This window comes from Acidobacteriota bacterium, assembly GCA_012729555.1.
Taxonomy (GTDB): domain Bacteria; phylum Acidobacteriota; class UBA6911; order UBA6911; family UBA6911; genus UBA6911.
Genome location: JAAYCX010000090.1, coordinates 98,993 through 120,522, shown reverse-complemented (window position 1 = coordinate 120,522; position 21,530 = coordinate 98,993). Strand labels below are relative to the sequence as shown.

Sequence of the window (21,530 nt, the reverse complement as noted above, 5' to 3'; positions counted from 1 at the left end):
CGGACCGCAAAGGAGCGCCATGAGTCAGAGCGGGAAGCCCGTCGTCGCCCAAACCCGGCAGGGACGCCTGGAGGGGAGTTTCGAGAAGGGACAGTTCGTCTTCCGCGGGATCCCCTACGCGGCCCCCCCGACCGGCCGTCTGCGGTGGCGGGCGCCCGTTCCGGCGGAGCCGTGGACAGGGGTCCGGAGCGCGAAGGCGTTCGGCCCGGTCTCCCCGCAGAACCCGCTTCCCGGGTCGGACGTGATGGCCGCCCTCGCGGCCGCGGAGCCGCAGGACGAGGACTGCCTCTATCTCAACGTCTGGACGCCGGGCCTGGACGACGCGGCGCGCCCGGTCATGGTCTGGATCCATGGCGGGGCCTTCATCATCGGCTCGGGCTCCGAGAAGATGTACCGGGACAACACCCTGGTCCCGCGCGGCGACGTGGTGCTGGTGACGCTCAACTACCGCCTGGGCGCCTTCGGCTTCATGAACCTCCGGGAGATCACGGGGGGACGGATCCCGGCCACCGGCTGCGAGGGGCTGCTCGACCAGGTCGCCGCCCTGGACTGGGTGCGGGACAACATCGCCGCCTTCGGCGGTGACCCCGCCAACGTCACGGTGTTCGGCGAGTCGGCCGGCGCGATGAGCATCGGCGACCTGATGGGAATGCCGGCGGCCCGCGGGCGGTTCGGGAAGGCCATCCTGGAAAGCGGCGGCGCCAACACCGTCGGGACCCTCGAGGACGGGGTCGCCGCGGCGACGGAGTTTTTGGGGATCCTGGGCCTGGCGAAGCCCGGCCCGGACGCCCTGCTGGCGCTGCCGGCCGAACGGATCCTCGACGCCCAGCAGCAGCTGGCCCTCATCATGCGCCGGCGGGACAACCGGCTGACCCCCTTCCAGCCCGTGGTGGACGGGGAAGCGATGCCCGACATCCCGCTCGAGGCGATCAAAAGGGGATCCGCGGCGGGGATCCGGACCCTGGCCGGCACCAACCGGGACGAATTCAAGCTCTTCAACTTCATGGACCCGGCCTTTCGCCGCATGGACGAGGGCCTCATGCTCTCAAGGCTCCGGGACCTGATCCCCGAGGCCCACATCGACGGCGTGGTCGAGGCTTACCGGGGGGGGCGGCAGGGGCGGGGGGAAGCCGCCGGCCCCGCCGACATCCTCACGGCGATCCAGTCCGACTTCATGTTCCGCATCCCCGTTTTGAGGCTGCTGGAGGCGCAGGGGCTCCACGGGCGGCCGGCCTACAACTACCTCTTCAGCTGGGAGTCCCCGGCCGTCAAGGGGGCGCTCGGCAGCTGCCACGCCCTGGAGATCGGGTTCGTGTTCGGCAACTGCGACCCCTCCTTCTGCGGCTCCGGCCCCGATGTCGAAGCGCTCTCCCGGAAGATCCAGGACGCCTGGACCTCGTTCGCCCGCACCGGGGACCCCTCCTGCGATTCGCTGGGCGGATGGGCGCCTTACGCCCCCTCCCGCGCGACGATGGTACTCGACCGCGAGTGCCGGATGACGGCCGCCGCGCGCGAGGAGGAGCGTCGCGCCTGGGACGCTTTCGAGCTGCCGCTGACCAAGCCGATCTGACGGCGGGCGGGGAATCCGGGACCCTCCCCGGTGCCTTCGGTCCCGAACCCTGCTACAATTCAGGTGATGGTACTCCGAGCGCTTGTCCTTCTCATGTTTGTACCCCTGCTCGCCCCGAGGACGGGGCCGGCCCAGGACCCGCCCCCGACCTTTTCGGCCTCCGTCAACCTGGTGAAGGTCCCGATCAGCGTCTTCGATGTCGAAGGCAGGATGATGGAGGGCCTCGGGGCGGAGGACTTCCGCCTGTGGGAGGACCGGGCGCCGCAGGAGATCCGGAGCTTCGGCCTGGATACCTACCCGGTATCGGTGGTGCTTCTGCTCGACACCAGCCCGAGCAGCCGGAACGAACTGAAAAGGATCCGGGCGGCGGCGACCGAGTTCGTCCGGGGGCTCGACGCGGGGGACCGGTTTTCGGTGATCTCGTTCGACGACGAGGTGACCCGGATCCTGGACTGGACCGACAGCCGGAAAAAACTGGACAAGGCGCTGGGGAAGCTGCGCGCGGGGGTGCGCACGGCGCTCTACGACGCCATGTACCTGGCCGCGGCCGAACAGCTCAAGAACATCGACGGGCGCAAGGCCATCGTCCTCTTCACCGACTGCCTGGACAACCAGAGCCGGGTGGGGCTGGAGGAGGCGGAGCGCGCGATCGCCAAATCCCAGGCGTCCCTGTACGTGGTCTCGAAGACGGCCATCGTCGCCAGCGACGCCCGGCGCGAACGGCGGGTGGTGATCCTCAACGACATCTACCGGAGGCTGTTCGGGGATGACGAGGACTATATCGAGGAGTTTTTCCGGAAACGGGAGGAGGCGATGACCCGGCTGGCCGGGGAGACCGGGGGGCGCAGCTTCTTTCCGACCGACTACGACCAGATCCTGGGCATCTACGCCGATGTGGCCCGTGAGATGAAGAGCCGCTACTTCCTGACCTACGTTTCCAACCAGGCGCTGGAGCCCGACTCCTACCACCGGATCGCCGTCGAGTGCCTCAGGCCCGCGGCCCGGGTGGTCTACCGGAAAGGCTACTACCATCTTCCCCGCATGCCGCAGAACCCCCGCCTCTCCTCCGGCGCCTTCCGGGAACCCGAGTAAGGCCATTCCCCCGTTGTCCGACGATCCGCCGGTTTGCTAAAGTACATCCTTTTGGGCCTCGATCGGAGGGGAAGGCAGTGCTGTCCAGGATCTTTCACGCGTGGGAACTGAAGCTCTCCCGGCGCGACACCAACCGGAAGGTGCGGGAGTTCGAGTGGGGGCTGGAATTCCTACCGGGCGCGCCCGAGGCCGGCGACCCCAGGGAGTTCCTGCTGGAGTACGCGCGGCGGGCGGTCGAGGAGAGCGACCGCTACCACGCCTACGCCCCGGTGCGCGATTACGTCCTGGACGGGCGCAGCCTGGCGTTCACGAGCCCGCTCGCAACCCGCTACGAGCGGAACAACACCGTGCACGGGCGGTTTTTCCCGGCCGACTCGCGCGGGCGGGTGGTGCTGGTGCTCCCGCAGTGGAACGCCGACGCCGGCGGGCACCTGTCGCTCTGCCGGCTGCTCAACGCCTTCGGGCTGTCGGCGCTGCGCCTGAGCCAGCCTTACCACGACCTGAGGATGCCCGAGGAGCTGGAGCGGGCGGATTACGCCCTTTCGCCGAACCTGGGGCGGACGCTCGAGGCCACGAGGCAGGCGGTCATGGACTGCCGCGCCGCCATCGACTGGCTCGAGCGGCAGGGGTACAGCCGGTTCGCGATCCTGGGGACGAGCCTGGGGTCCTGCACCGCCCTGATCACGGCCGCGCACGACCCGAGGATCGGGGTGGCGGTCCAGAACCACGTCTCCCCCTGGTTCGCCGATGTCGTATGGAAAGGGATCTCCACCCGCCACGTCCTGGCGGGGCTCCGGGGACACGTCAGCCTGGAAGAGCTGAGAGAGATCTGGATGCCCATCAGCCCCATGGCCTATTTCCCGAAACTCCGGGGGTCCGGGAAGCGCTCCCTGCTCGTGCACGCGCTGTACGACTGCACGTTCCTTCCCGAGCTGTCCGAGATCGTCCTCGGGGAATACCGCCGGCTGGGGCTCGAACATTCCACCTTCGGGTTGCGCTGTGGGCACTACACCTCGGGCGTCTTTCCCTTCAACATAGTGCTCGGCCTGGTGATGTGCCGTTATATCCGCGCGAACCTGTAGCCCCGTTCCCGGCGGCGCCGGCAGGGCCGGGAAAAACCATGCGCCGGCGGGCGGGCGGCTATTCTTCGGGTTTGGTGACGTTTTCCGCCTGCAGCCCCTTCGGGCCCTCCGTCACCGAGAAACTCACGGCCTCCCCCTCCGAGAGGGTCCGGAACCCGTCCATCTGGATGGCGGTGTGGTGCACGAAGACGTCCCCGCCGCTGTTTCTCTCGATGAAGCCGTAGCCTTTGGCGTTATTGAACCACTTCACTTTCCCAGTCTCTTTTTCCATGGGAACCCGCTCCTGTCGTTAGGCATGTTTCCCTGACCGGTCATGGCCGCAAATGAAAAAGCCGCCACACCGTCTGGCGGCCGCCACCCGATCCGGATGCCCCCTATACTACTGAGTTCAATCCGGATATGTCAATCGGAACCTTGCGGTTGAGGCCTCCCGGCCGCGCGTCCTATTCCTCGATCCCTTCGAAGAGGTCCGATTCGGCTTCCGCGACCGATGGTTCGGAGACCGCGGCCAGGTGGTACAGTTCCTTGTCCCCGAACCGGCGCATGGCCCGGGCGAACGGCTCCCCGAGCGGGGCCTGGGTGGTGTGGGCCCGGAAGGCCGCGATCTTTTCCTCGACCCAGGGGCCGATCGCCAGCGTGGCCGAGCAGGGGGGAGGGGAGACGGGGGGCCGGTCGGGGAGGGTGAACGCGGCCGTCGAGTAATAGAGCTTCCGTGTCCGGTGGGGCTCGAGCCCCGCCGCCAGCTGCTCCGGATAGCGGTCGTTCCGGCCCGCCCAGTGAAAGGCCAGGGTCGCGAACAGCGAGGCCATGGAGTGGTCGAGATGTCCCGTCACCGCCCCTTCCGGCCCCATGGTCAGGAGGACGTGGGGCCGGATCCTGCGGATCCGTTCGGTCAGGTCTCCGACCACGGCGTGGAGGTCCGCGCGAACCAGCCCCGCGTCCGCGTAATCGAGAACCTCCCCGTGGGTGACCTGGAGGATGCGGCAGGAGGCGGCGAACTCGGCGCGCCGGAGCCGGGCGAGCTCGGCGTCGGAACGGGCCGCCCCCCGGTGGGTGGCCGCCTGCCCCGGAGTGAGACAGATCACGGAGGTTTCCACCCCGCGCGCGTGGTAATGGAGAAGCGCCCCCCCGAAAGCGCCGGCTTCGTCATCCGGGTGAGCCGTTATGGCCATGAGTTTCATCATATCCTCAAGGTAACGTGTGCGCGGCCCGGCATCAAGAAAAACTCCGGGCCGGCGGGCGGGGAAAAGCGCTTGTACCGGGCCGCTCCGCGGGGCATGATGGGTCCCCGTCCGGCGGGAGTTGAAACAGGACTCCGGCGGGGGCGTATTGCACAACGTTGACGAAGAACGACGAAGACTGACAGCGAAGAACTGAGACGGCGACGAAGGGTGGGGGTGAATGAAGGATCATCGCTTGGGGCTGTATTCGGGAATCGGGATGGTCATCGCCAACATGATCGGCGCGGGGGTTTTCTTGAGCACGGGCTATATGGCCCAGGACCTCACCCCGGGGCAGATCCTGCTGGCCTGGGTGATCGGCGCGCTGCTGGCCCTGTGCGGGGCGCGGGCCTACGCCGGGATCGCCCGGATCGTTCCCCGGTCGGGTGGGGAGTACCGGTTCCTGTCCACCCTCGTGCACCCGGCGCTCGGGTACCTGGCCGGGTGGGCCTCCCTCCTGCTGGGATTTTCCGCGCCGATCGCCATCGACGCCATCGCCGCGGGCGCCTTCGCGCATACGCTCGGCGACTGGGTGAACCCCACGTTGTTCGCCGTCGGGCTGATCGTGCTGATGACGGCGGTGCACGCCGTCGGCCTGCGCTTCTCGGTTACGGCGCAGAACGCCCTGGTGGCGCTCAAGATCGTCCTCGTGGTCGGCTTTATCTCCGTCGGCCTCGCGGGCGGGAACAACGCCTGGCCCACCTGGCAGCCCACGAGCCCCTCGGAAGGCTTCCCGCTGGGGGCTTTCATGCAGAACCTCTTCTTCATCGCCTTCGCCTTCAGCGGCTGGAACGCGGCGGTCTACGCCGCTTCCGAATTCCGCAACCCCCGGCGCGACGTCCCCCGGGCCCTGATCCTGGGGTGCTCCATCGTCGGCGTCCTCTACCTGTTCGTGAACTGGGTGTTCGTGGCCAACCTCACCCCCGAGCAGTTCCGGGTGGTGAACGACTACGAAACCGCCCGGATCACCCTCGGCCACCTGATCATGCGCGACGTGGTGGGCGACTTCGGCGCCGCCTGCATGTCGGTGCTGGCGATCATCGCCTTCATCTCGGCCGTCAGCGCGATGACGTTTCTCGGACCCCGCGTTTATGCCGCCATGGCCCGGGACGGGTTTCTCCCCGCGGTCCTCAAGGGGAAGGAGGGGCGCCCCCCGGTGGGGGCGGTGATGCTGCAGGGGGGCATAGCCCTTTTCCTGGTCCTGGCCTACCAGCTCGGTGAGGTGCTCAGCAACGTGGGAGCCATCCTCACCCTGTTTTCGGCGCTGACGATCTTCTCCCTCTTCTGGGTCCGGTTCCGCCGCAGGGAATTTTCCCGGCCGCAGACCGCCGCCCTGGCGGCCGCCCTCATCTATCTCGCCTTTTCCGGGGTGATGCTCTATTTCGGCTTCAAGAGCTCCCCGACGCTGAACCTCTGGGTCGGTTCGAGCATCCTGGCCGCCCTCATCGGCTACTTCGTGACCCGTGCCCGGCGGCCCCTCGGGGGGGAGCCCGAGGTGCCGGATGAGGCCGCGCCGTAGCCTCCGCCCCTGCGCCTTATTGCACTTTCGATCGGCCGGCCGTATTATTGGGGCGGTTATGGGCGGCCGCGTGTGCCGCCTTTTCATGCACCAGGAGGTGTGATGAGTTCCCTGAACCCAGATCTGCAAAAACCGGCGCCCCAGGAAAAGGGGCTGGTTCCGGAAGCCGTGAAGCTTGCGCTTATCCTGATTCTGCTTTAGCTGGTGATTTACCTTTTCTACTCCCACTCCCGCTACCGGAGGGCGCAGCAGGCCGAGTTGGATCAGCTCGGAGCCCGAATAGCCGAACTGGAGACCCGCAACAAGGTGACGGAAGCGGCCCTGGCCAGCCAGGTGTCCGATTTGAAGTCCAACCTGGAAGAGGCCGTGGGGAGCGCCGAGGAAACCTTCAAGAAAACGACGGCCCAGATCCAGGCCGAGGGGAAGAAGACGAAACAGGAACTGGCCCAGGCGCTTTCCACCAAGGCCGATGCCTCGCACGTGGAGGCCCAGGTGCAGGCGGTCAAGAGCGAGGCCGAGAGCAGAATAGGCCAGGTCAGCACCGAGGTCGGCGGGGTCAAGACCGAGGTCGTGAGCGTCCGCACCGACCTGGAGAGCACCCGCAGGGACCTGGAGGGGACCCGGCGGCAGCTGGTGGATGTGAAGGACAGCCTGAGCGCCGCCGTGGCGAAGAATTCGAGCGAACTGGCCCAGCTCCGCTTGAAAGGGGAGCGCGATTTCTTCGAGTTCACTCTCCCCGACAAGAAGAACCCGGTCAAGGTGGAGGACATCCGGATTCAGCTGACCCGTACCGACCACAAGAAGGGGAAGTTCAACCTGAAGATCTACGTGGACGACAATCAGCTGGAGAAGAAGGACCGACTCATCAACGAGCCAATCCAGTTTTTGGTGGGCAAGAACCGGATCCGCTACGAAGTGGTGATCAACTGGGTGCAGAAGAACAAGGTGGGGGGGTATTTGAGCATCCCCAAGGACAAGGTCATCTCCGCGGAGCGGCCCAGGTAGGACCGGGCTTCATCAGCGCGGGGAAAAACGAAATGGAGAAGGGCGGCCGTCACCGGCCGCCCTTTTTTGTGGTGGGCGCGCCCGGCCGGGCTTCAGGTCCGGGCGAGCTCCCTCAGGAACAGGAAGAAGAGCTGCGCGTCCTTCAGAAAATTGAGGACCACCCTGTGCGGGCGGGCCAGCAGCCGGAGCGGCCTGGCGGTGGCCCGCTGCCAGAATTGCCGGAGATCGGAACGGGAACAGGTGAGGCGCTTGGCCATCCCGAAGTTCAGGTTGCGCAGCGCCAGCGCCAGGCGCGAGGGCACCCGCAGCTCCGGAAACTGCATCCGGGCGCGCATGTGCGCGATCTGCAGTTCGGCGGCGCGGAGGTTGCGGTTGAGCTGGCCGCGCAGGTTCTCGATCTCGGCCAGCAGCCGCAGTTCGGCCTCGCTGCGCTGGCGCGTCTGCAGCCAGAGTTCCTCCATTTCGAGCGTCAGGGCCAGCCAGCTCCGGAGCGTGGCGCGGATTTCGCGGCTGCGCCGGAGGAGATGGCGCCGCCGGGACTCCACGACGCACCCGGGACGGCGGTCGAGGCGGTCCTTGAGCCGGAAAAACCCGTGCAGCATCGGGTGCCCCCCCTCGATCAGGGCCGAGTTCCGGTACCAGATGAAATCGAAGAAGATGTTCCGGTAATTCTCCGGGTTGGCGCGGCGGAGCACGGAGCGCATGTAATCGAAGGAATAGAAATTCTTCCATGCTTCCCGGTAGGAGGCCGCCAGTTCCCCGGGGCGGAAGTTCGGGTGCCGGATCGTTTCGTGGAACGAATCGTAATCGTTCAGGTCGGGGTGCATCGGCTCGCCGCTCTGCACCATGCGCGCGTGGTCCTGGGAGCCCGGGATCGGGGTCAGCATGAAGAACGACGCCTGCTCCACCTGCAGTTCGTCCTGCAGCCGGGCCACGTCCGCGCGGAGCGATTCCGGGGTGTCGAAGGGGAAGCCGAAGATGTAGGCGACGTGGGTCGCCACCCTGGCCTCGTGCCAGGCGGCGATCAACCGCGCGTAGTCCTCTACGTGGTTCTGGGTTTTTCCGACGGCCTCGAGGTTCCGGGGGTTGATGCTCTCCATCCCGATGAATACCTGGGTGCACCCGGCGCGGGCCGCCAGAGGGATGAAATCGGGGATGCGGTAGGACTGCGTATCGACCTGGATCATGAACTCGATCGGGATCCGCTCCTCCTCCCGCAGCCGGATGAGCTCAAGGAAGATTTCGCGCCAGTAGCCGTTGCGGGCGAAATTGTCGTCGGTGAAAAAATAAAAATTGACCCGGCTCCGGGCGTAGTTTTCGCGCAGGGTCCGGATCAGCGCCTCCGGGGAGCGCTCGCGCATCTTTCGCCCCTGGACGCTGATGATGGAGCAGAAGCTGCAGTTGAAGGGGCAGCCCCGGCTGCAGTCGATGGTCCCGAAATTGGAGACGATGAACTTCCTGAGGTAGTCCCCGTGGATCATCGGGATGGGGCGGTCGTGAAGATCGGGCTTGCGGTCCATGAAGTCGTACAGCGGCCGCAGCCGGTCCTCGGCCGCGTCCCGGAGCAGGTCCCCCCACGTCTCCTCCACCTCCCCCTTCACCACGGTCACGCCGAGGTCCAGCAACTCCTGGATTTCGGGGGAGATCCCCTCGAGCATCGCCAGCATGCCGCTGACATGGAAGCCGCCGATGAGGACATCGAGCCCCCCGGCGCGGAATTTCCGGGCCAGGTCGGCCGCCCGCGGAAACTGGTTGGACTGCACGCCGGCGAGGGCGATCACGGTCCGGGTGCGGGGCGGGCGGTGCGACCGGATGATGCGGCGCACGGGGATCTTCTCGACGGTGTCGTCCAGCAGCTCCACCTCCACGTTCATGTCCCCGAGCAACCGCCGCTCGGCGACGTCGCGGGTGAGGCTGGCCAGGCAGGCCAGGGTGTTGCTCGGCAGCACCCCCCGGAAATGACGGATGACGTAGCCCTCGTCGTCGTACTTCGACGGCTTGATGAGGACGACGCGGAGGGTCCTGCCCGTGGGCCGGGCCGATCTGAAAAGACTTCGGGTCATCTGCTGCATCCTGTTCAAGGTTATACCCGGTGATTTTAGGGTCCTGAAAAGGGATGCGCAACGCCCCGGGGGCTCCTTTTACAGAGCTTTTACATAAAGGGACCCCGCCCGGCGGGCCATTGGGGCCGCCCGCCCCGCCGGGGTTCAGCGGTTGAAAATCCAGGTGGGGAAAGGTTTCGCAGACGAGGAGATCAACGAGAGCTTGCGCGCGCGGGCCGCGTCCGGGTCCGCAGCGCCGATGTGCATGTGCCTGCCTGTCGCCAGCGACCTGTAGGCGGTCTCGATGACGCGCACGGAGGCGAGCTCCTCCTCGGCGGTGATTTCCGGGACCTCCTCGCCCGAGACGACATCCATGAAATGGCTCAGCTGCAGGCCGAGGGCTTTCTGGGTGCTGTACCCCTCGCCGAAGTGGATCCAGTCGGCCGCCCCGGTGGGGCGGTAAAACGATTTGCGCCAGCCGATGCACATGTTCCCCTGGGTGCCGTAGATGCGGAAATAGTCCTCGCCGTTGTTCTTGAGCGCCCAGCTCAGGTGCAGGGTCCCGAGGATGCCCGGCTCGGTGCTCAGTTCCAGCCGGACCGTGTCTTCCACCTCCCTGGACTGGACGCGGCGCCCCTCCTCCGCCCGGATCGCCTGGATCGGTCCGAAAAGGTAGCGCACGACGTCCACGGCCAGGGGGCCGCTGTCCATGAGCACTCCCCCGCCGCTGAGTTCGGGTTGGACGTTCCATCGCGAGGTCATGTCGACCGTTTCGCGGAAATCCCCCTCGAATTCGAGCACGTGGCCGAGGATGCCGGCCTGGATCAGCCCCCTGGCCTGGATGACGTCGGCCACGAAGCGGAATTTGGAACCCATCATGAGGGTGGCCGCGCAGCGGCGCGCCGTCTCCTTCATCTTTTCGGCCGACTCCGGGTCGAGGGCCAGGGGCGGTTCGCACAGGGTGTGGGTCCGGTTCTCGAGCAGTTGCGTGGCGATCTCCGCGTGGCTGGCCGGCGGGGTGCAGATCACCGCCCCCTCGGCCTGGTGGCCGGCGGCCAGGCAGTCCTCCACCGAACCGTAGGACTTGCACCGGAAGGAATGCCGGAACGCCTTCGCCGCCTCGGGATTGGGGTCGATGACGGCCTCGAGACTCATGTGCGGGTGGTTGTGGATCACCGTGGCGTAGCAGTGGCCCATCCGACCGCATCCTACAAGCACGAATTTAAAGGATTTAGCCCATTTCTTAAAAACATCTGCCCGCAAGGTGCCCTCGCTTTTCCACTGCCGTCGTCTGCGTGCGCGGTTCCCCATTGATATCGGCATCCTGGCGTCCGGCATTATGGCAAAATGGCCCGGTCGGGACGGAAATCCCGCGGCCCGAAACCGTTTCGCGCACGGACTAATGTCTTGGCATATTATTGATAAAATTGGGTTTGCTGGATTGATCTAGTCTTCCACGATGCAGGCGACGTGCTCCTTGCGCACGAGGAGGCGGGGCCCCTGGGCCGACAGCCCGATGCTGAAGCAGTCCCGGTCGTAGTAGCGGATGTGGCCACGGAATCTTTCCCCGTCCGTGAGGACCACGGTGACTTTGGTGTGCGAATCGACCAACCCCTTGAGATAGGCCGCCTCCTCCCCCGTGCCGCCGGGGTGGATCCAATCCTCGCTCTCCCCGGGATCGACCGGCAGGCCGTAGGGCAGTTGGTTGGGATGCGGCGCGGGGTGGGGCTGATGAGGGCGCCGGGGGTGGTGGGGCGCGTGGCGGGGGCCCGCGCCGGGTGGCCGCCCGTGCGGCCGCCCATGCGGGTTCTTTCCCTGCCTGCGATGATTCCCGTCCGGAAAAGTCATGGTGGGCCTGCCGCTCGATCCGCCGCCGCTCCCGTCATGGGGCGGTCGAGGCGGATGCGGCAACGATAACAGATCCGGTTTTACAGAGAAACAAAATTCATTTAAGATCCTCCGGCGGAACCCTTCCCGCGCCGCAAAGGAGAGTCGGCAGATGCGCATAGGCCTCATCAACACCAACCGCCTTCGACCCCCGGTGGCGCCGATCGCCCTGGACTATCTCGCCGAGGCGCTCGACGCGGCCGGGCAGGCGGTATCCCTCCTCGACCTTTGCTGGGAGGAGGATCCGGAGGCCGCCATCGGGCGATTCCTGGCTGAAGAAGAGTGCGGCCTGGTGGGAATGACCCTGCGCAACACCGACGACTGCGCCTATCCGAACCGCGGGAGTCACCTTCCCGGATTCGCGCGGATGGTGGCGGCGGTGCGGCGCGCGAGCGACGCCCCGATCGTGCTGGGGGGCGTCGGGTTTTCGGTGATGCCCGGAAAGATCCTCGAACTGACCGGGGCCGATTACGGTATCTGGGGGGAAGGGGAATTCGTCCTGCCGGAACTGGCCCGCCGGCTCGAGCGGCAGCTGCCGGTGGAGGGCCTCCCCGGCCTGGTCTGGCCGGAGAACGGGGTCTGGAAGCGCAATCCCCCCCGCTTCGGCCGCCTCGACCGGCTCCCCCGGATGCGGCGGCGCTGGCTCGACAACGGCCGCTATTTCCGGGAGGGGGGGCAGGCGGGATTCGAGACCCAACGGGGGTGTTCCGGCCGCTGCATCTACTGCGCCGACCCGGTCGCCAAGGGGAGGCGGGTGCGCCGCCGGCCCCCCGAAGCGGTGGCCGACGAAATCGAACACCTGCTCGGCCAGGGGATCGACGTCCTGCACACCTGCGACGGGGAGTTCAACCTTTCCGAAACCCACGCCCTCGACGTCTGCCGGGAGATCGCGCGCCGCGGGCTGGGGGAGAGATTGCGCTGGTACGCCTACTGTTCCCCCGTCCCCTTTTCGCGCGGGCTGGCCCGGGCGATGCGCGCGGCCGGCTGCGCCGGCATCGATTTCGGCGCCGACCACGGGGACGGGTCCATGCTGAAAAGGCTGGGGCGCGGCCACGTTCCCGCGGACGTCGTCGACGCGGTCGGCAATGCCCGGGAGGAAGGGATGGCGGTGATGGTGGACCTGCTCCTGGGCGCCCCGGGGGAAACCCTTCGCGGGATCGAGCGGACGGTGGAGATGGTCCGCCGGGCCGGGGCGGACCTGGCGGGGGTCTCCCTGGGCGTGCGGGTCTTCCCGGGGACGCCGCTGGCGGCGCAGCTGGGGTGGAACGCCGGCGTGGAGCCGGCATTCTTCCTGGAGCCCGAAATCGCCGGTTCCGTCTTCGAGCGGCTGGACGCCCTCATCGGCGCCGACCCGAAATTCCTGTTTTTCGATCCCTCCAGGCCGAAGCGGAACTACAACTACGATTCCAACGAGCGCCTCGTCGAAGCGATCGGGAAGGGTTGCCGCGGCGCCTTCTGGGACATTCTGCGGACCTACGCGGGCTGACGCACCGTCGTCAGGGGTGGCCGTTGGACAGAAACCGTTCCACGTTGGCGCGGAGCCGGGCGACCTCGGCCGGGCTGAGCCATGGGTTGGACAGGTGGCGCATCACTTCCTCCTCCGTCATCCCCAGCCGCACCCCCTCTTCCACGGCGACGGCGTACCCCTCGATCTCCGTGGGGCGGTCGACGTAGTGCAGGCCGCGGTCCCACAGGTCCTTCCCCTCGTAGAACTGGCGCAGGTGGGCCAGCTCGTGCGCCAGGTCGAGGTAGAGGTCGAGCCCGCTCCCGTCGCGGTAGTACGACTCGAACAGGGCGATGGCCGGCAGCTCGATATCGACGAAGCAGAACCCCTCCTCCTGCCGGATATCGACGCGCGCCCGCTCGAGCAGCGGGCCGAGCGGGGTGGCGGCGGTCCCGATCCGGCGCGCCACGGGGCTCTCCGCGAGCCGCGGCAGCAGCGTACTGTATGGGTGGAGGCCGCAGGGGAGGCCGCGGACGACTCGGGCGTATTCGGGCAGTTCGATCCTCATCTCCCGATTGTGCCAGATTCCGCGGGGCACTTCGAGCCCAACCGGCGGCCCCGACCGGCGGCCTCGAGGAGTGCGGCGGTTCCGGGCGCGCAATGGTACAATCGGGCCATGACAAAAGATCAGGCCGTGGCATCGCCGGAGACCCTGTTCGGTTTCGCGGTGCGCGCACGCATTCTCCTGGTCGGCCGGGACAATATCGCGCGCGCCAGGGGGCGCCTCCACTTCGTGCTGGTCACCGAGGACCTCTCCGCCAACAGCCGCGACGAAATCCTGGAGGACTTCCGCCATTACCCCGTCGTCGCCTGCTACACCTCCGCGGAACTGGAGAAGCTCCTGGGGGTGCGCAACACCAAGGTCGTGGGTTTCCGGAAATCGACCCTGGCGCAGTCGATCTACCTGGCGCTCAAGGAGCACCGGATCCACTCCCCGGCATGAGGGGCAAAAACCGCGGGTACGCATTCCGCAGGAGCCTGGGCCCGGAAGCCGCCGGCGTCCCCCTCCTCGAATATCTCGGGCGCCACTATCCCGGAACCGCTCAAGATAAGTGGCTCGACCGCATCGGTGCGGGGAGGGTGCTCCTCGACGGCGTCCCGGCCTCCATCGACACCCTCCTCGCGCCGGGGCGGGAGCTGACCTGGTCCCGCCCGCCGTGGGAGGAGCCCGAGGTGCCTCTCGACTACGCCATCCTCCACCTGGACCCGCACCTTCTCGCGGTGGCCAAGCCCGCGGGGCTCCCGACGATGCCCGGGGGCGGCCTCTTCATGGAGCATACCCTGCTGGCGCTGGTGCGCCGGCAGTTCCCCCGGGCGAACCCGCTCCACCGGCTGGGGCGGGGGACCTCGGGGGTGGTGCTCTTCGCCCTGACGACGGAGGCCTTCGCCCGCGTCTCCGCCCTATGGGGAGGAGGACGCACGCGGAAGCTTTACCGCACCCTGGTCTCCGGCCAGCCCGCCGAGGACCTATTCGATATCGACGTCCCGATCGGCCCCGTCCCCCATGCGCTCCTCGGCTCGGTCCATGCCGCGCACCCGGCAGGGAAGCGGGCCCACAGCCGGGTCCGGGTCCTCGAGCGCCGCGCGGGCGCCGCGCTGGTAGAGGTCGAGATCACGACCGGCCGCCCGCACCAGATCCGCATCCACCTGGCCGCGGCCGGCCACCCGCTCGTGGGCGACCCCCTCTACGCCCCCGGCGGCGTCCCCCCCGAAGGCTGCCGCGCCCTCCCCGGCGACCTCGGCTACCACCTCCACCACCTCACCCTGGCCTTCCCCCACCCCGCCGACGCCCGCCGGGTGGAAATCACCTGCGCCCCGCCCCCCCTGCTCCGCCTAAGCTGACTTCCCCCCCGCTCCCCCGACACCCCGCTCCTCCCCGGGCATGCGTTTCCCCTTGCAAACCTCCCCATAATCCCCTATCTTTTTCTACCGTGGACTACGAGCACCCCGGACCCCGTGTCCGGAGCCGCCCGCCGCCCACGCCGGACACCGCAGGAAAAGAGTGGGGCTGTAGCTCAGCTGGGAGAGTGCCTGACTGGCAGTCAGGAGGTCACGAGTTCGATCCTCGTCAGCTCCACCAATAAAATCAATAACTTACCGATATTCATCCAATCAATAAATCATCCTGGGGTAGCATGGGGGAGGCAAACGGTCATGATGCGTCGACGAGGTTATGGTCAGCCACGGTGTGAACAGCCAGGAAAAGTACAAATGTCATCTAGGTAAATACAATTCGGCGCATGACATCGTGGAAGAATTCGCGGGACCAGGCAGTCAGTGTCTCGGGATCTTTTACGAAGGGTTCCACTTCCTTTCTTGCCTGATTTACATCCAATCTTTGAACAACGGCTTTCCCAATGACGGATAACTTTTCCGGTGTCAGCTTTTCCGTTTTTTTCAGATGACCGCTTTGAATCATCCGTTGCTCAAGATGTTTGAGATGTAATTGCGGGTGATTGGCTGCATACCAGACCAAGTCATACCAGTCCCGTCCCTTCACGCGGTTTTTCCAATTCCGGCAAAGTGCTGCGTGCATTTTGCCGGCAAACATATCGGGAAGGGCGAATGCCCTGACCGAAAACGGAATAGGCTGCAAAAGGAAACGCGTCTCGGTGTCAAATCCGGGCGGAGGATCCGTATCCACTTCTATTTTTAATTTCAGAACCTGTCCGGGTGGAATACTCGCAGTTAGACCCTCAGTGGTATTGATGACAAGGAGATGCTTCAAAGTATCCGCCTTGAGAAATGCCGACCGGATTGCACTTTGACCACTCTTTGATTTGCCGGTCACGGTTGCATCAAATCCGAACGAGCGGATCTCCTTTTCGAGAGCATTGCAGTAGCGGGAGAGATCGAATTCCGCCGCAGGCTTCAACAAAGAAAAATCCAGGTCTTCGGAATAACGATCCATTCCATGGAGGATGCGCAGCGCCGTGCCTCCATAAAATGCGGCTTTTTCGAAAAAGCGGCTTCGCCACAGGCCAAGAAGCGCAATCTCCTGCAAGATCTCGCGCAGGACTTTAACATCGTCTTCTGCTCTCCTGCGTTCGTATCGTGCCAACATACGCGCTACGGCTTCATTCATGGGAAACTCCACTTTTTTGGAGACGCGCTACAACCTTTTGGAGCAAACGCAACTTGCGTGATCCATACCGTTCGGCGAGGATTGCCAGGGTATCGGCCCTCAGCTTTACGAGGCTTTCGGCATCGATCCGCAGGTTTTGCGTCAGGTACTTGCGCATATCATCCTGGTTGCGGATGCCGGTTCCGCGATCGTCCTGGATCTTATCTGCAAGGGCTTTCTCCGGGACTGCCATCAGGAACGCCCGGCCGCCTTCGAGCTGAACCTGGTCAACACCGACAGGAAATGCAGGCGGCGCAATCCGGTGATAAATAAACAATCCGACCGGGGTGACGAAACGGCGGCTTCTGCCGGTGGTCACTGACGTGATGGATTCAACTCGTTCCGGGATCAGGCCGTGATAATGGAGGGCATAATCGAGCGAGATGCAAGACGGGCCATAAATCATGTTTGCCAGAATTTCCCGGGAAAAGGGACGTCGGGCATACATCGGACCGAAGATATAGATGCCCTTCTTCACGCGGATAATCGAGTTTTTCCGGAGGAGACTGGTGATTTTATCCCGGGGACGTTCGTACTCCTTCAGGCTATCCAGAAGATTCTGGTAGTCAAACTCTTCTCCAGCGATTCGTCTTCTCAGATCATCGATCACGATGCCGCGCTCCCGGACAAATATAGAATATAACTACATGGTATGTCGACAAACAATCGACATACTGTGACTATAACGACGTATCTGTTTGGCTGCCTCTTCTTATTCTATCCTTGAGAATCGTTTGTTCATCAGACCGGGAAACTCTTCGATGGCCGGCTCCCAGGGGGTCAGGATATCGCCGTCCCCTTTTGTATTGATCGAGCGCCATTATGGAATAGCGTCGGTAACACTGGACATGTCAGGATTATATCGTACCGAAGCATTCTGTGAGATGAATGTCCGGGCGCAATGACCAACTCCATGAGTGAGGTGCACACCGCTTCACTGGCACGACCCCGGGCCGTCAGGGGGGCGAAGGCAGGATAACCGAAGGGAAAATCGACGGGAACGACGTTCCCTTTGCGGTTGCGATGGAAGGCGGCATGCTGGCCGGGCTGAAGATCAAGTACAAGGGGGCCGCTGCAGGTCTGCTCACGGGGGTTTCTTCCAGCGTTTCGAGAGTGGCCCGGTTCCCGTGCCGGTTGGATGCGACATATGGGCGGGTTCCTCCGGCCGTTTTTCGCCCGTGAACCCTTGCGACCGCATGGTTCCAGCGCCAATACGTCCTTCCCGGACCACGGTAACGGGGCGGCGAAAATGTGTTCGGAAAGGTGGCGGCTGCGTGATAGATTGGGTTTTCAAAAGGCCGCCTTGATGGTATGCAACTTTATTGGACGCAAGCAGTTATACGCACCCAAAGGGGCGCGGTCCCCTTTCTTCATCGGCGGTCGGGGATGTCGCGGATGACCTCGGGTCGGCGGGTCGGATTGAAAGGAAATGCACAATGAAACCTGGAATCGCGTGCCTGTTTTCCATTCTTTTTCTGTTTTATTGCGGCAGCGCGACGGCAAGGAACTATCAACAGCATTTCGGCAACGATGCGAGTTTTGAAACCCTCGAGGAAGCCCGCCTCAACGGCCCTGCCCTGCTTGCGAAATGGACCGGCCGCACCTATGTGCCCGATCCCGCCCTCGAGACCTATCCGGCCGGCACCACCTTCGTGTACCGCTCGGCCAGGATGTTCACCGACCTGAGTGCGGCCGCACGGATGAACACGAACATCCTGGTCTATACGGACCGGTCCTTCGAAAGCAAGGATGCGGCGCTCGCCTTCCTGAAGGAGCTCGGCCTGACCGGCATCATCGGGAAGGCCTTCGGCAGCGTGGTGCTGGTGACGCCCATCGACAAGGAAAAGGGGTTCGGCATTGCGGACCAGACCGCCTATTACCAGCTGCAGTCCGCCATGTGCAATGTCGGTTACTCCAGGCGTGTGGAACGGAAGCTGAGCTATTACGCCGACAGCGCCTGGTACGGCGGCGTGACGTATCGCTACCTGATCGGCCTGGACGGCGGGGCCACGTTCATCAACAACTACATTTCCAGCACCTTCGACTATATCACCCGCGTCGCCGGCCTGCTTCTGGTAGGCGGGAATATGGAACGCATCCGCGAGGTGGCTTCTTTTGTCCCCGTGTATCTTGTCAACGCGCCCGAAGCCGTCATCGGAAAATACCGGGCGGGCAACCGCGCGGACGCCTGGGGCAGGCAGGGGGAGCTCGAGTACTGCTTCAATCAGGCGCAGCCGCTCCAGAGGGTGATCGTGGCTTCCGCGAACGATCCGGACCTCCCGTCCATCGTCCGGGACGCCTACGATCGGCTCTTCACCAGGGCGCTGCGCGTTCCCGTGGTCAAATCGAATCTCCATACGGCGTCCACTCCCTACGCGGACTATAACTTCAACGCGGCGCCCTACTCCCTGGGCAAGCGCAATGCCATCACGGATGGGGTGACGGCGGACAAGGTCCATGTCATCGAGCATCAGGAGGACCGTTTCAAGGATGTGGTGTCGGCGTCCGGCGAATACCTGGATACCTGGTACGAACTGCTCCCCGAGGAGGTAAAGAACAACACGGCGCCAGGGCATTCGATTCCGCTCGTCCTGGCCAATCACGGCGGCGGGGACGATCCCCTGCAGTATCTCGATGAAATCGGCCTGGTTCACCTGGCAGGCGAAAAACGGATCGCCGTCGTCGCCCCCTTCCATTCGAATGTGACAAACCTCCTGAGCGCTGTCTTGCCAAAACTGGTGCAGTATATGCTGGATACCTACCCCGCGCTCGACCCGTCGCGGGTGTATTGTACCGGCTACTCCATGGGTGGCCGGGCCACCCTGGCGGCGCTGGGCGGGAACGCCAGGATCTTTGCCGCCGCCGTTGCACAGGGCGCGGTGACCTACCTGGCGACGGAGGAGCAGGCGAAACAGTATGCGGACACGGATATCCCGATTCTCTTCACGACCTCCACCTACGATTTCCACATGGACGAGGCCACCCTCGCGCTGCGCCTGAACTACTATTTCGGCATGAAGTCCATCACTTTCGACTATACGACGTTGATCAACCAGTACCTCGGCTACAACGGGATGGACCCGGTCCGGTTCGACTTCGCCGCCTATCCCATGAGCGGGTTCAAGGGGGACGCGTACGAGAGGGTGATGCTGAACAACGAGTACGCCACCCATACCTGGACGATCCACAACGGCGACGGCGTCCCCATGGTGGGGCTCAACGTCACCGAATTTCTGCCCCACGGCCTCTACCAGGAGTACGCCGGCATCTTCTGGAACTTCGCGAAGCACTACTCGCGAAACCCGGAAACCGGCGGAATCGTATACAACGCTTTTGTGGATTAAGGCACGGGAGCGGTTCGGGAACCGCTTTTTCCGACCGGTACCTGTTTGACGGCGGCGGCGCCGCTGCAGAAAGAGAGAGTTGGCATGAGTAGATCGGTCGCCGGACAGAGCGCACTGTTTGCCGCAATTCTCCTGGCGGCGGGTACGTTCAGCCTGACGGGGGCCGAGGCCCCATACTCCTACATGAACTACCGCAACCGTCAAAACAACGGGGCGACGTTCGAGCTTCTCGAAGAGGCGCGTCAGAGCGGGCCGCGAGCGGTGGCGTCCCTGTACGGAAACGGGGAAAAGCGATTCGCGCCGCATCCCGCCCTGGAAACCTTCCCTGCGGGAAGCGTGTATGTGTACCGTTCGGCCAATCTCTACGGGGGACGGACGGCCGCCCGGAACAATACGGCCGTGGTGGTTTTTTGCGAACGCCGCTTCCAGGGGAAGGACGAGGCGCTCGGCTTCTTGACGGAATTGGGATTGATCCGGCAAATCGATTCGGTGACGGGAAGCGTCATTCTCGTCACGCCGGCCGAGCCCGGCGCGGGCTTTACCAGGACGGATCTCGAGAACTATGACACCCTGCACGGCGTCCTCTTCACGCAGAACGCCTCTCAGCGCACGAATGAAGGAATCCTTTACTACTCCGACGCGGAGTACTGCGGCGCCTACGGCAAGGTGTATTTCATCGGCATCGATGGCGGCGCGACTTTCATCAACAATCGGATCGCGCCGCGGAAAGACCTCGTCGGCCTCTGTTCCGGCCTGATGCTGATCGGGGGCGAAATGGACGCGTCGGTGAAGGTCGGCACCTATGTGCCCGCCTACCTTCTCAACGGCCCGCCGACGGCCGTGGAGCGGTACCGCAGGGTCAACGGGACGGACGCCTACCGCGTGGAAGAGGGCGTTGAGGTGTTCTACAACCGGCTGGTGCCGCTGCGGCGGGTGATGGCGGCCAGGGATCCGCGGCCGGAGCTTTCCACCCACGTTGCGGATGCCTTCCACGACCTTTTCCTCGAGGCCCAGCGGGTGTCCGTGATCCGCTCGCTGGCGCAGGAGGCTGTGAACACCCCGCCCTACCTCGACTACGTCGCGGCGCCCGCAATCAGCCGCTATGCGCTCTGCCCTCGGAACGCCATCGTCGATGGCGTCACGGCCAGGGGCCGGCTTCATGTCTCCCTGCGCCAGGAGGAGATTTTCGGCGACCTGAAGACCCAGTACGATCAGTATCTGCAGAGCTGGTATGAATGCATCCCGCAGGACGTCCTGGATGGGACGGCGCCCAGGGGGAGCGTTCCCGTGATCCTGGCGCTGCACGGAACGGGGGACGATCCCCTGATGTTCGTCGATGAAATCGGGCTTCTGGAGGTCGCCGGACGGGAAAAGGCGGCCGTGATCGCTCCTTTCGAGGAAGAACTGGTCGTCGTTCATGAGGGGGCACGGGTCGCCATGGGAGTGCCGGTCTCCGAGGGGGTCCTGGTCCAGGCGTTGCCGCGGCTGATCGCGCACGTGCTGGAAAAATATCCGGCGCTGGATGCTTCCCGGGTATACGCCACCGGATATTCCCTCGGCGGCGGCGCCACCTACCGGGCCATATACGGCGGCATGGAAAAGATCGCGGCTGCCGTTCCCATGGCGGGCATGCACGACGACATGTTTTATTTCAGTACCCCGGAAGAGGATGCGCGGCTGCGGGAGATTGGAATGCCTGTCATGATTCTGACATCGACCTTCGATCTGGGCTTCCAGCAGGAGGAAGGCCGGCTGACGGACAATACCCTCAAGCTGCTGCGCGACTTTGCCCGGGTGAACCGGGTCCAGCTGGCGGATGTCCGCGATTTTTCGGCCCATCCCCTGGTCGGGTATCCGGCAGACCGGATGGAGGTGACCACGCTGGCCGGGGAGTGGCGCACCTTTCTGTGGTCCTTCAAGAATGACGAGGGGATCCCGATCCTGGGCCTGTCGTGCACCGAGAACCTGACGCACGCGCTGTATCCCAACTACGGCGAGATCGCCTGGAACTTCATGAAGCATTTCGCCCGCGAATCCAAAACGGGGAAATGGCTCTATACGCCTGAATGAAACGAGGGCTTTGCTCCGCTGCGAGTTCCTTCAGCCCCTAATGCCCCGTATCCATACGGTTCGGCCTGGCC

The 21,530-nt window shown here is 64.7% G+C and carries 18 protein-coding genes and 1 tRNA gene; 11 read left to right on the top strand and 8 right to left on the bottom strand.

The window, feature by feature from the left end:
* Positions 1–19 precede the first annotated feature (19 nt).
* The 3 genes from GXY47_15720 (at position 20) to GXY47_15710 (ending at position 3,744) form a co-directional block, all read left to right on the top strand.
* Positions 20–1,570, top strand: a complete 1,551-nt coding sequence (locus tag GXY47_15720) for a carboxylesterase/lipase family protein (protein ID NLV32590.1) — start codon at positions 20–22, stop codon at positions 1,568–1,570.
* 93 nt (positions 1,571–1,663) lie between these two features.
* Positions 1,664–2,662, top strand: coding sequence for a VWA domain-containing protein (locus tag GXY47_15715; protein NLV32589.1), 999 nt, complete (start codon positions 1,664–1,666; stop codon positions 2,660–2,662).
* A 77-nt stretch (positions 2,663–2,739) separates the two neighbouring features.
* Positions 2,740–3,744, top strand: coding sequence for an alpha/beta hydrolase family protein (locus tag GXY47_15710; protein NLV32588.1), 1,005 nt, complete (start codon positions 2,740–2,742; stop codon positions 3,742–3,744).
* Positions 3,745–3,802: 58 nt separating this feature from the next.
* On the opposite strand, the gene GXY47_15705 is transcribed toward GXY47_15710, so the two are convergent.
* Together GXY47_15705 and GXY47_15700 are read right to left on the bottom strand one after the other, a co-directional pair.
* Positions 3,803–4,015 carry a cold shock domain-containing protein gene (locus GXY47_15705; protein ID NLV32587.1) on the bottom strand — a complete coding sequence of 71 codons (213 nt, stop codon included), beginning with the start codon at positions 4,013–4,015 and terminating at the stop codon, positions 3,803–3,805.
* 172 nt (positions 4,016–4,187) lie between these two features.
* A complete protein-coding gene (locus GXY47_15700; GenBank protein ID NLV32586.1) occupies positions 4,188–4,916 on the bottom strand; it encodes a PIG-L family deacetylase in 729 nt (242 codons plus the stop codon).
* A 229-nt stretch (positions 4,917–5,145) separates the two neighbouring features.
* Between GXY47_15700 and GXY47_15695 the strand changes: the two genes are divergently transcribed.
* Positions 5,146–6,483, top strand: a complete 1,338-nt coding sequence (locus tag GXY47_15695) for an APC family permease (protein ID NLV32585.1) — start codon at positions 5,146–5,148, stop codon at positions 6,481–6,483.
* Between the two features lie 204 nt (positions 6,484–6,687).
* Positions 6,688–7,488 carry a hypothetical protein gene (locus GXY47_15690; protein ID NLV32584.1) on the top strand — a complete coding sequence of 267 codons (801 nt, stop codon included), beginning with the start codon at positions 6,688–6,690 and terminating at the stop codon, positions 7,486–7,488.
* 92 nt (positions 7,489–7,580) lie between these two features.
* Here GXY47_15690 and GXY47_15685 read toward each other — a convergent pair whose 3' ends face one another.
* The 3 genes from GXY47_15685 to GXY47_15675 form a co-directional block, all read right to left on the bottom strand.
* The gene (locus GXY47_15685) at positions 7,581–9,551 is read right to left on the bottom strand and encodes a radical SAM protein (protein ID NLV32583.1); all 1,971 of its coding nucleotides are present in this window, start codon (positions 9,549–9,551) and stop codon (positions 7,581–7,583) included.
* 144 nt (positions 9,552–9,695) lie between these two features.
* Positions 9,696–10,727, bottom strand: coding sequence for a Gfo/Idh/MocA family oxidoreductase (locus GXY47_15680; GenBank protein NLV32582.1), 1,032 nt, complete (start codon positions 10,725–10,727; stop codon positions 9,696–9,698).
* Between the two features lie 249 nt (positions 10,728–10,976).
* Positions 10,977–11,378 (bottom strand): hypothetical protein, encoded by a 402-nt coding sequence (locus tag GXY47_15675; protein ID NLV32581.1) that lies wholly within the window; start codon positions 11,376–11,378, stop codon positions 10,977–10,979.
* A 151-nt stretch (positions 11,379–11,529) separates the two neighbouring features.
* Between GXY47_15675 and GXY47_15670 the strand changes: the two genes are divergently transcribed.
* Positions 11,530–12,903 carry a radical SAM protein gene (locus tag GXY47_15670; protein ID NLV32580.1) on the top strand — a complete coding sequence of 458 codons (1,374 nt, stop codon included), beginning with the start codon at positions 11,530–11,532 and terminating at the stop codon, positions 12,901–12,903.
* A gap of 10 nt (positions 12,904–12,913) precedes the next feature.
* Here the strand turns inward: GXY47_15670 and GXY47_15665 are convergent, their stop codons facing one another.
* On the bottom strand, positions 12,914–13,429 hold the full coding sequence (locus GXY47_15665; GenBank protein ID NLV32579.1) for a hypothetical protein: 516 nt from the start codon (positions 13,427–13,429) through the stop codon (positions 12,914–12,916).
* A 108-nt stretch (positions 13,430–13,537) separates the two neighbouring features.
* Between GXY47_15665 and GXY47_15660 the strand changes: the two genes are divergently transcribed.
* From GXY47_15660 to GXY47_15650, 3 genes are all read left to right on the top strand, one after another.
* Positions 13,538–13,864, top strand: coding sequence for a hypothetical protein (locus GXY47_15660; GenBank protein ID NLV32578.1), 327 nt, complete (start codon positions 13,538–13,540; stop codon positions 13,862–13,864).
* Entirely contained in the window at positions 13,861–14,763 is a 903-nt protein-coding gene (locus tag GXY47_15655; GenBank protein NLV32577.1) for an RluA family pseudouridine synthase, read from the top strand. The genes GXY47_15660 and GXY47_15655 overlap by 4 nt, the downstream gene beginning before the upstream one ends.
* A gap of 162 nt (positions 14,764–14,925) precedes the next feature.
* A tRNA-Ala gene (locus GXY47_15650) sits at positions 14,926–15,001 on the top strand.
* A 138-nt stretch (positions 15,002–15,139) separates the two neighbouring features.
* Here the strand turns inward: GXY47_15650 and GXY47_15645 are convergent.
* Both GXY47_15645 and GXY47_15640 read right to left on the bottom strand, forming a co-directional pair.
* Positions 15,140–16,006: a nucleotidyl transferase AbiEii/AbiGii toxin family protein gene (locus GXY47_15645; GenBank protein ID NLV32576.1), complete on the bottom strand. Its 867-nt coding sequence runs from the start codon at positions 16,004–16,006 to the stop codon at positions 15,140–15,142.
* Positions 15,999–16,658 (bottom strand): hypothetical protein, encoded by a 660-nt coding sequence (locus tag GXY47_15640; GenBank protein ID NLV32575.1) that lies wholly within the window; start codon positions 16,656–16,658, stop codon positions 15,999–16,001. Before GXY47_15640 ends, GXY47_15645 begins: the two co-directional genes overlap by 8 nt.
* An 823-nt stretch (positions 16,659–17,481) precedes the next feature.
* On the opposite strand from GXY47_15640, the gene GXY47_15635 reads away from it, so the two are divergent.
* Together GXY47_15635 and GXY47_15630 are read left to right on the top strand one after the other, a co-directional pair.
* Positions 17,482–19,389 (top strand): prolyl oligopeptidase family serine peptidase, encoded by a 1,908-nt coding sequence (locus tag GXY47_15635; protein NLV32574.1) that lies wholly within the window; start codon positions 17,482–17,484, stop codon positions 19,387–19,389.
* Positions 19,390–19,473: 84 nt separating this feature from the next.
* Positions 19,474–21,459 carry a hypothetical protein gene (locus GXY47_15630; protein ID NLV32573.1) on the top strand — a complete coding sequence of 662 codons (1,986 nt, stop codon included), beginning with the start codon at positions 19,474–19,476 and terminating at the stop codon, positions 21,457–21,459.
* Positions 21,460–21,530: the final 71 nt, after the last annotated feature.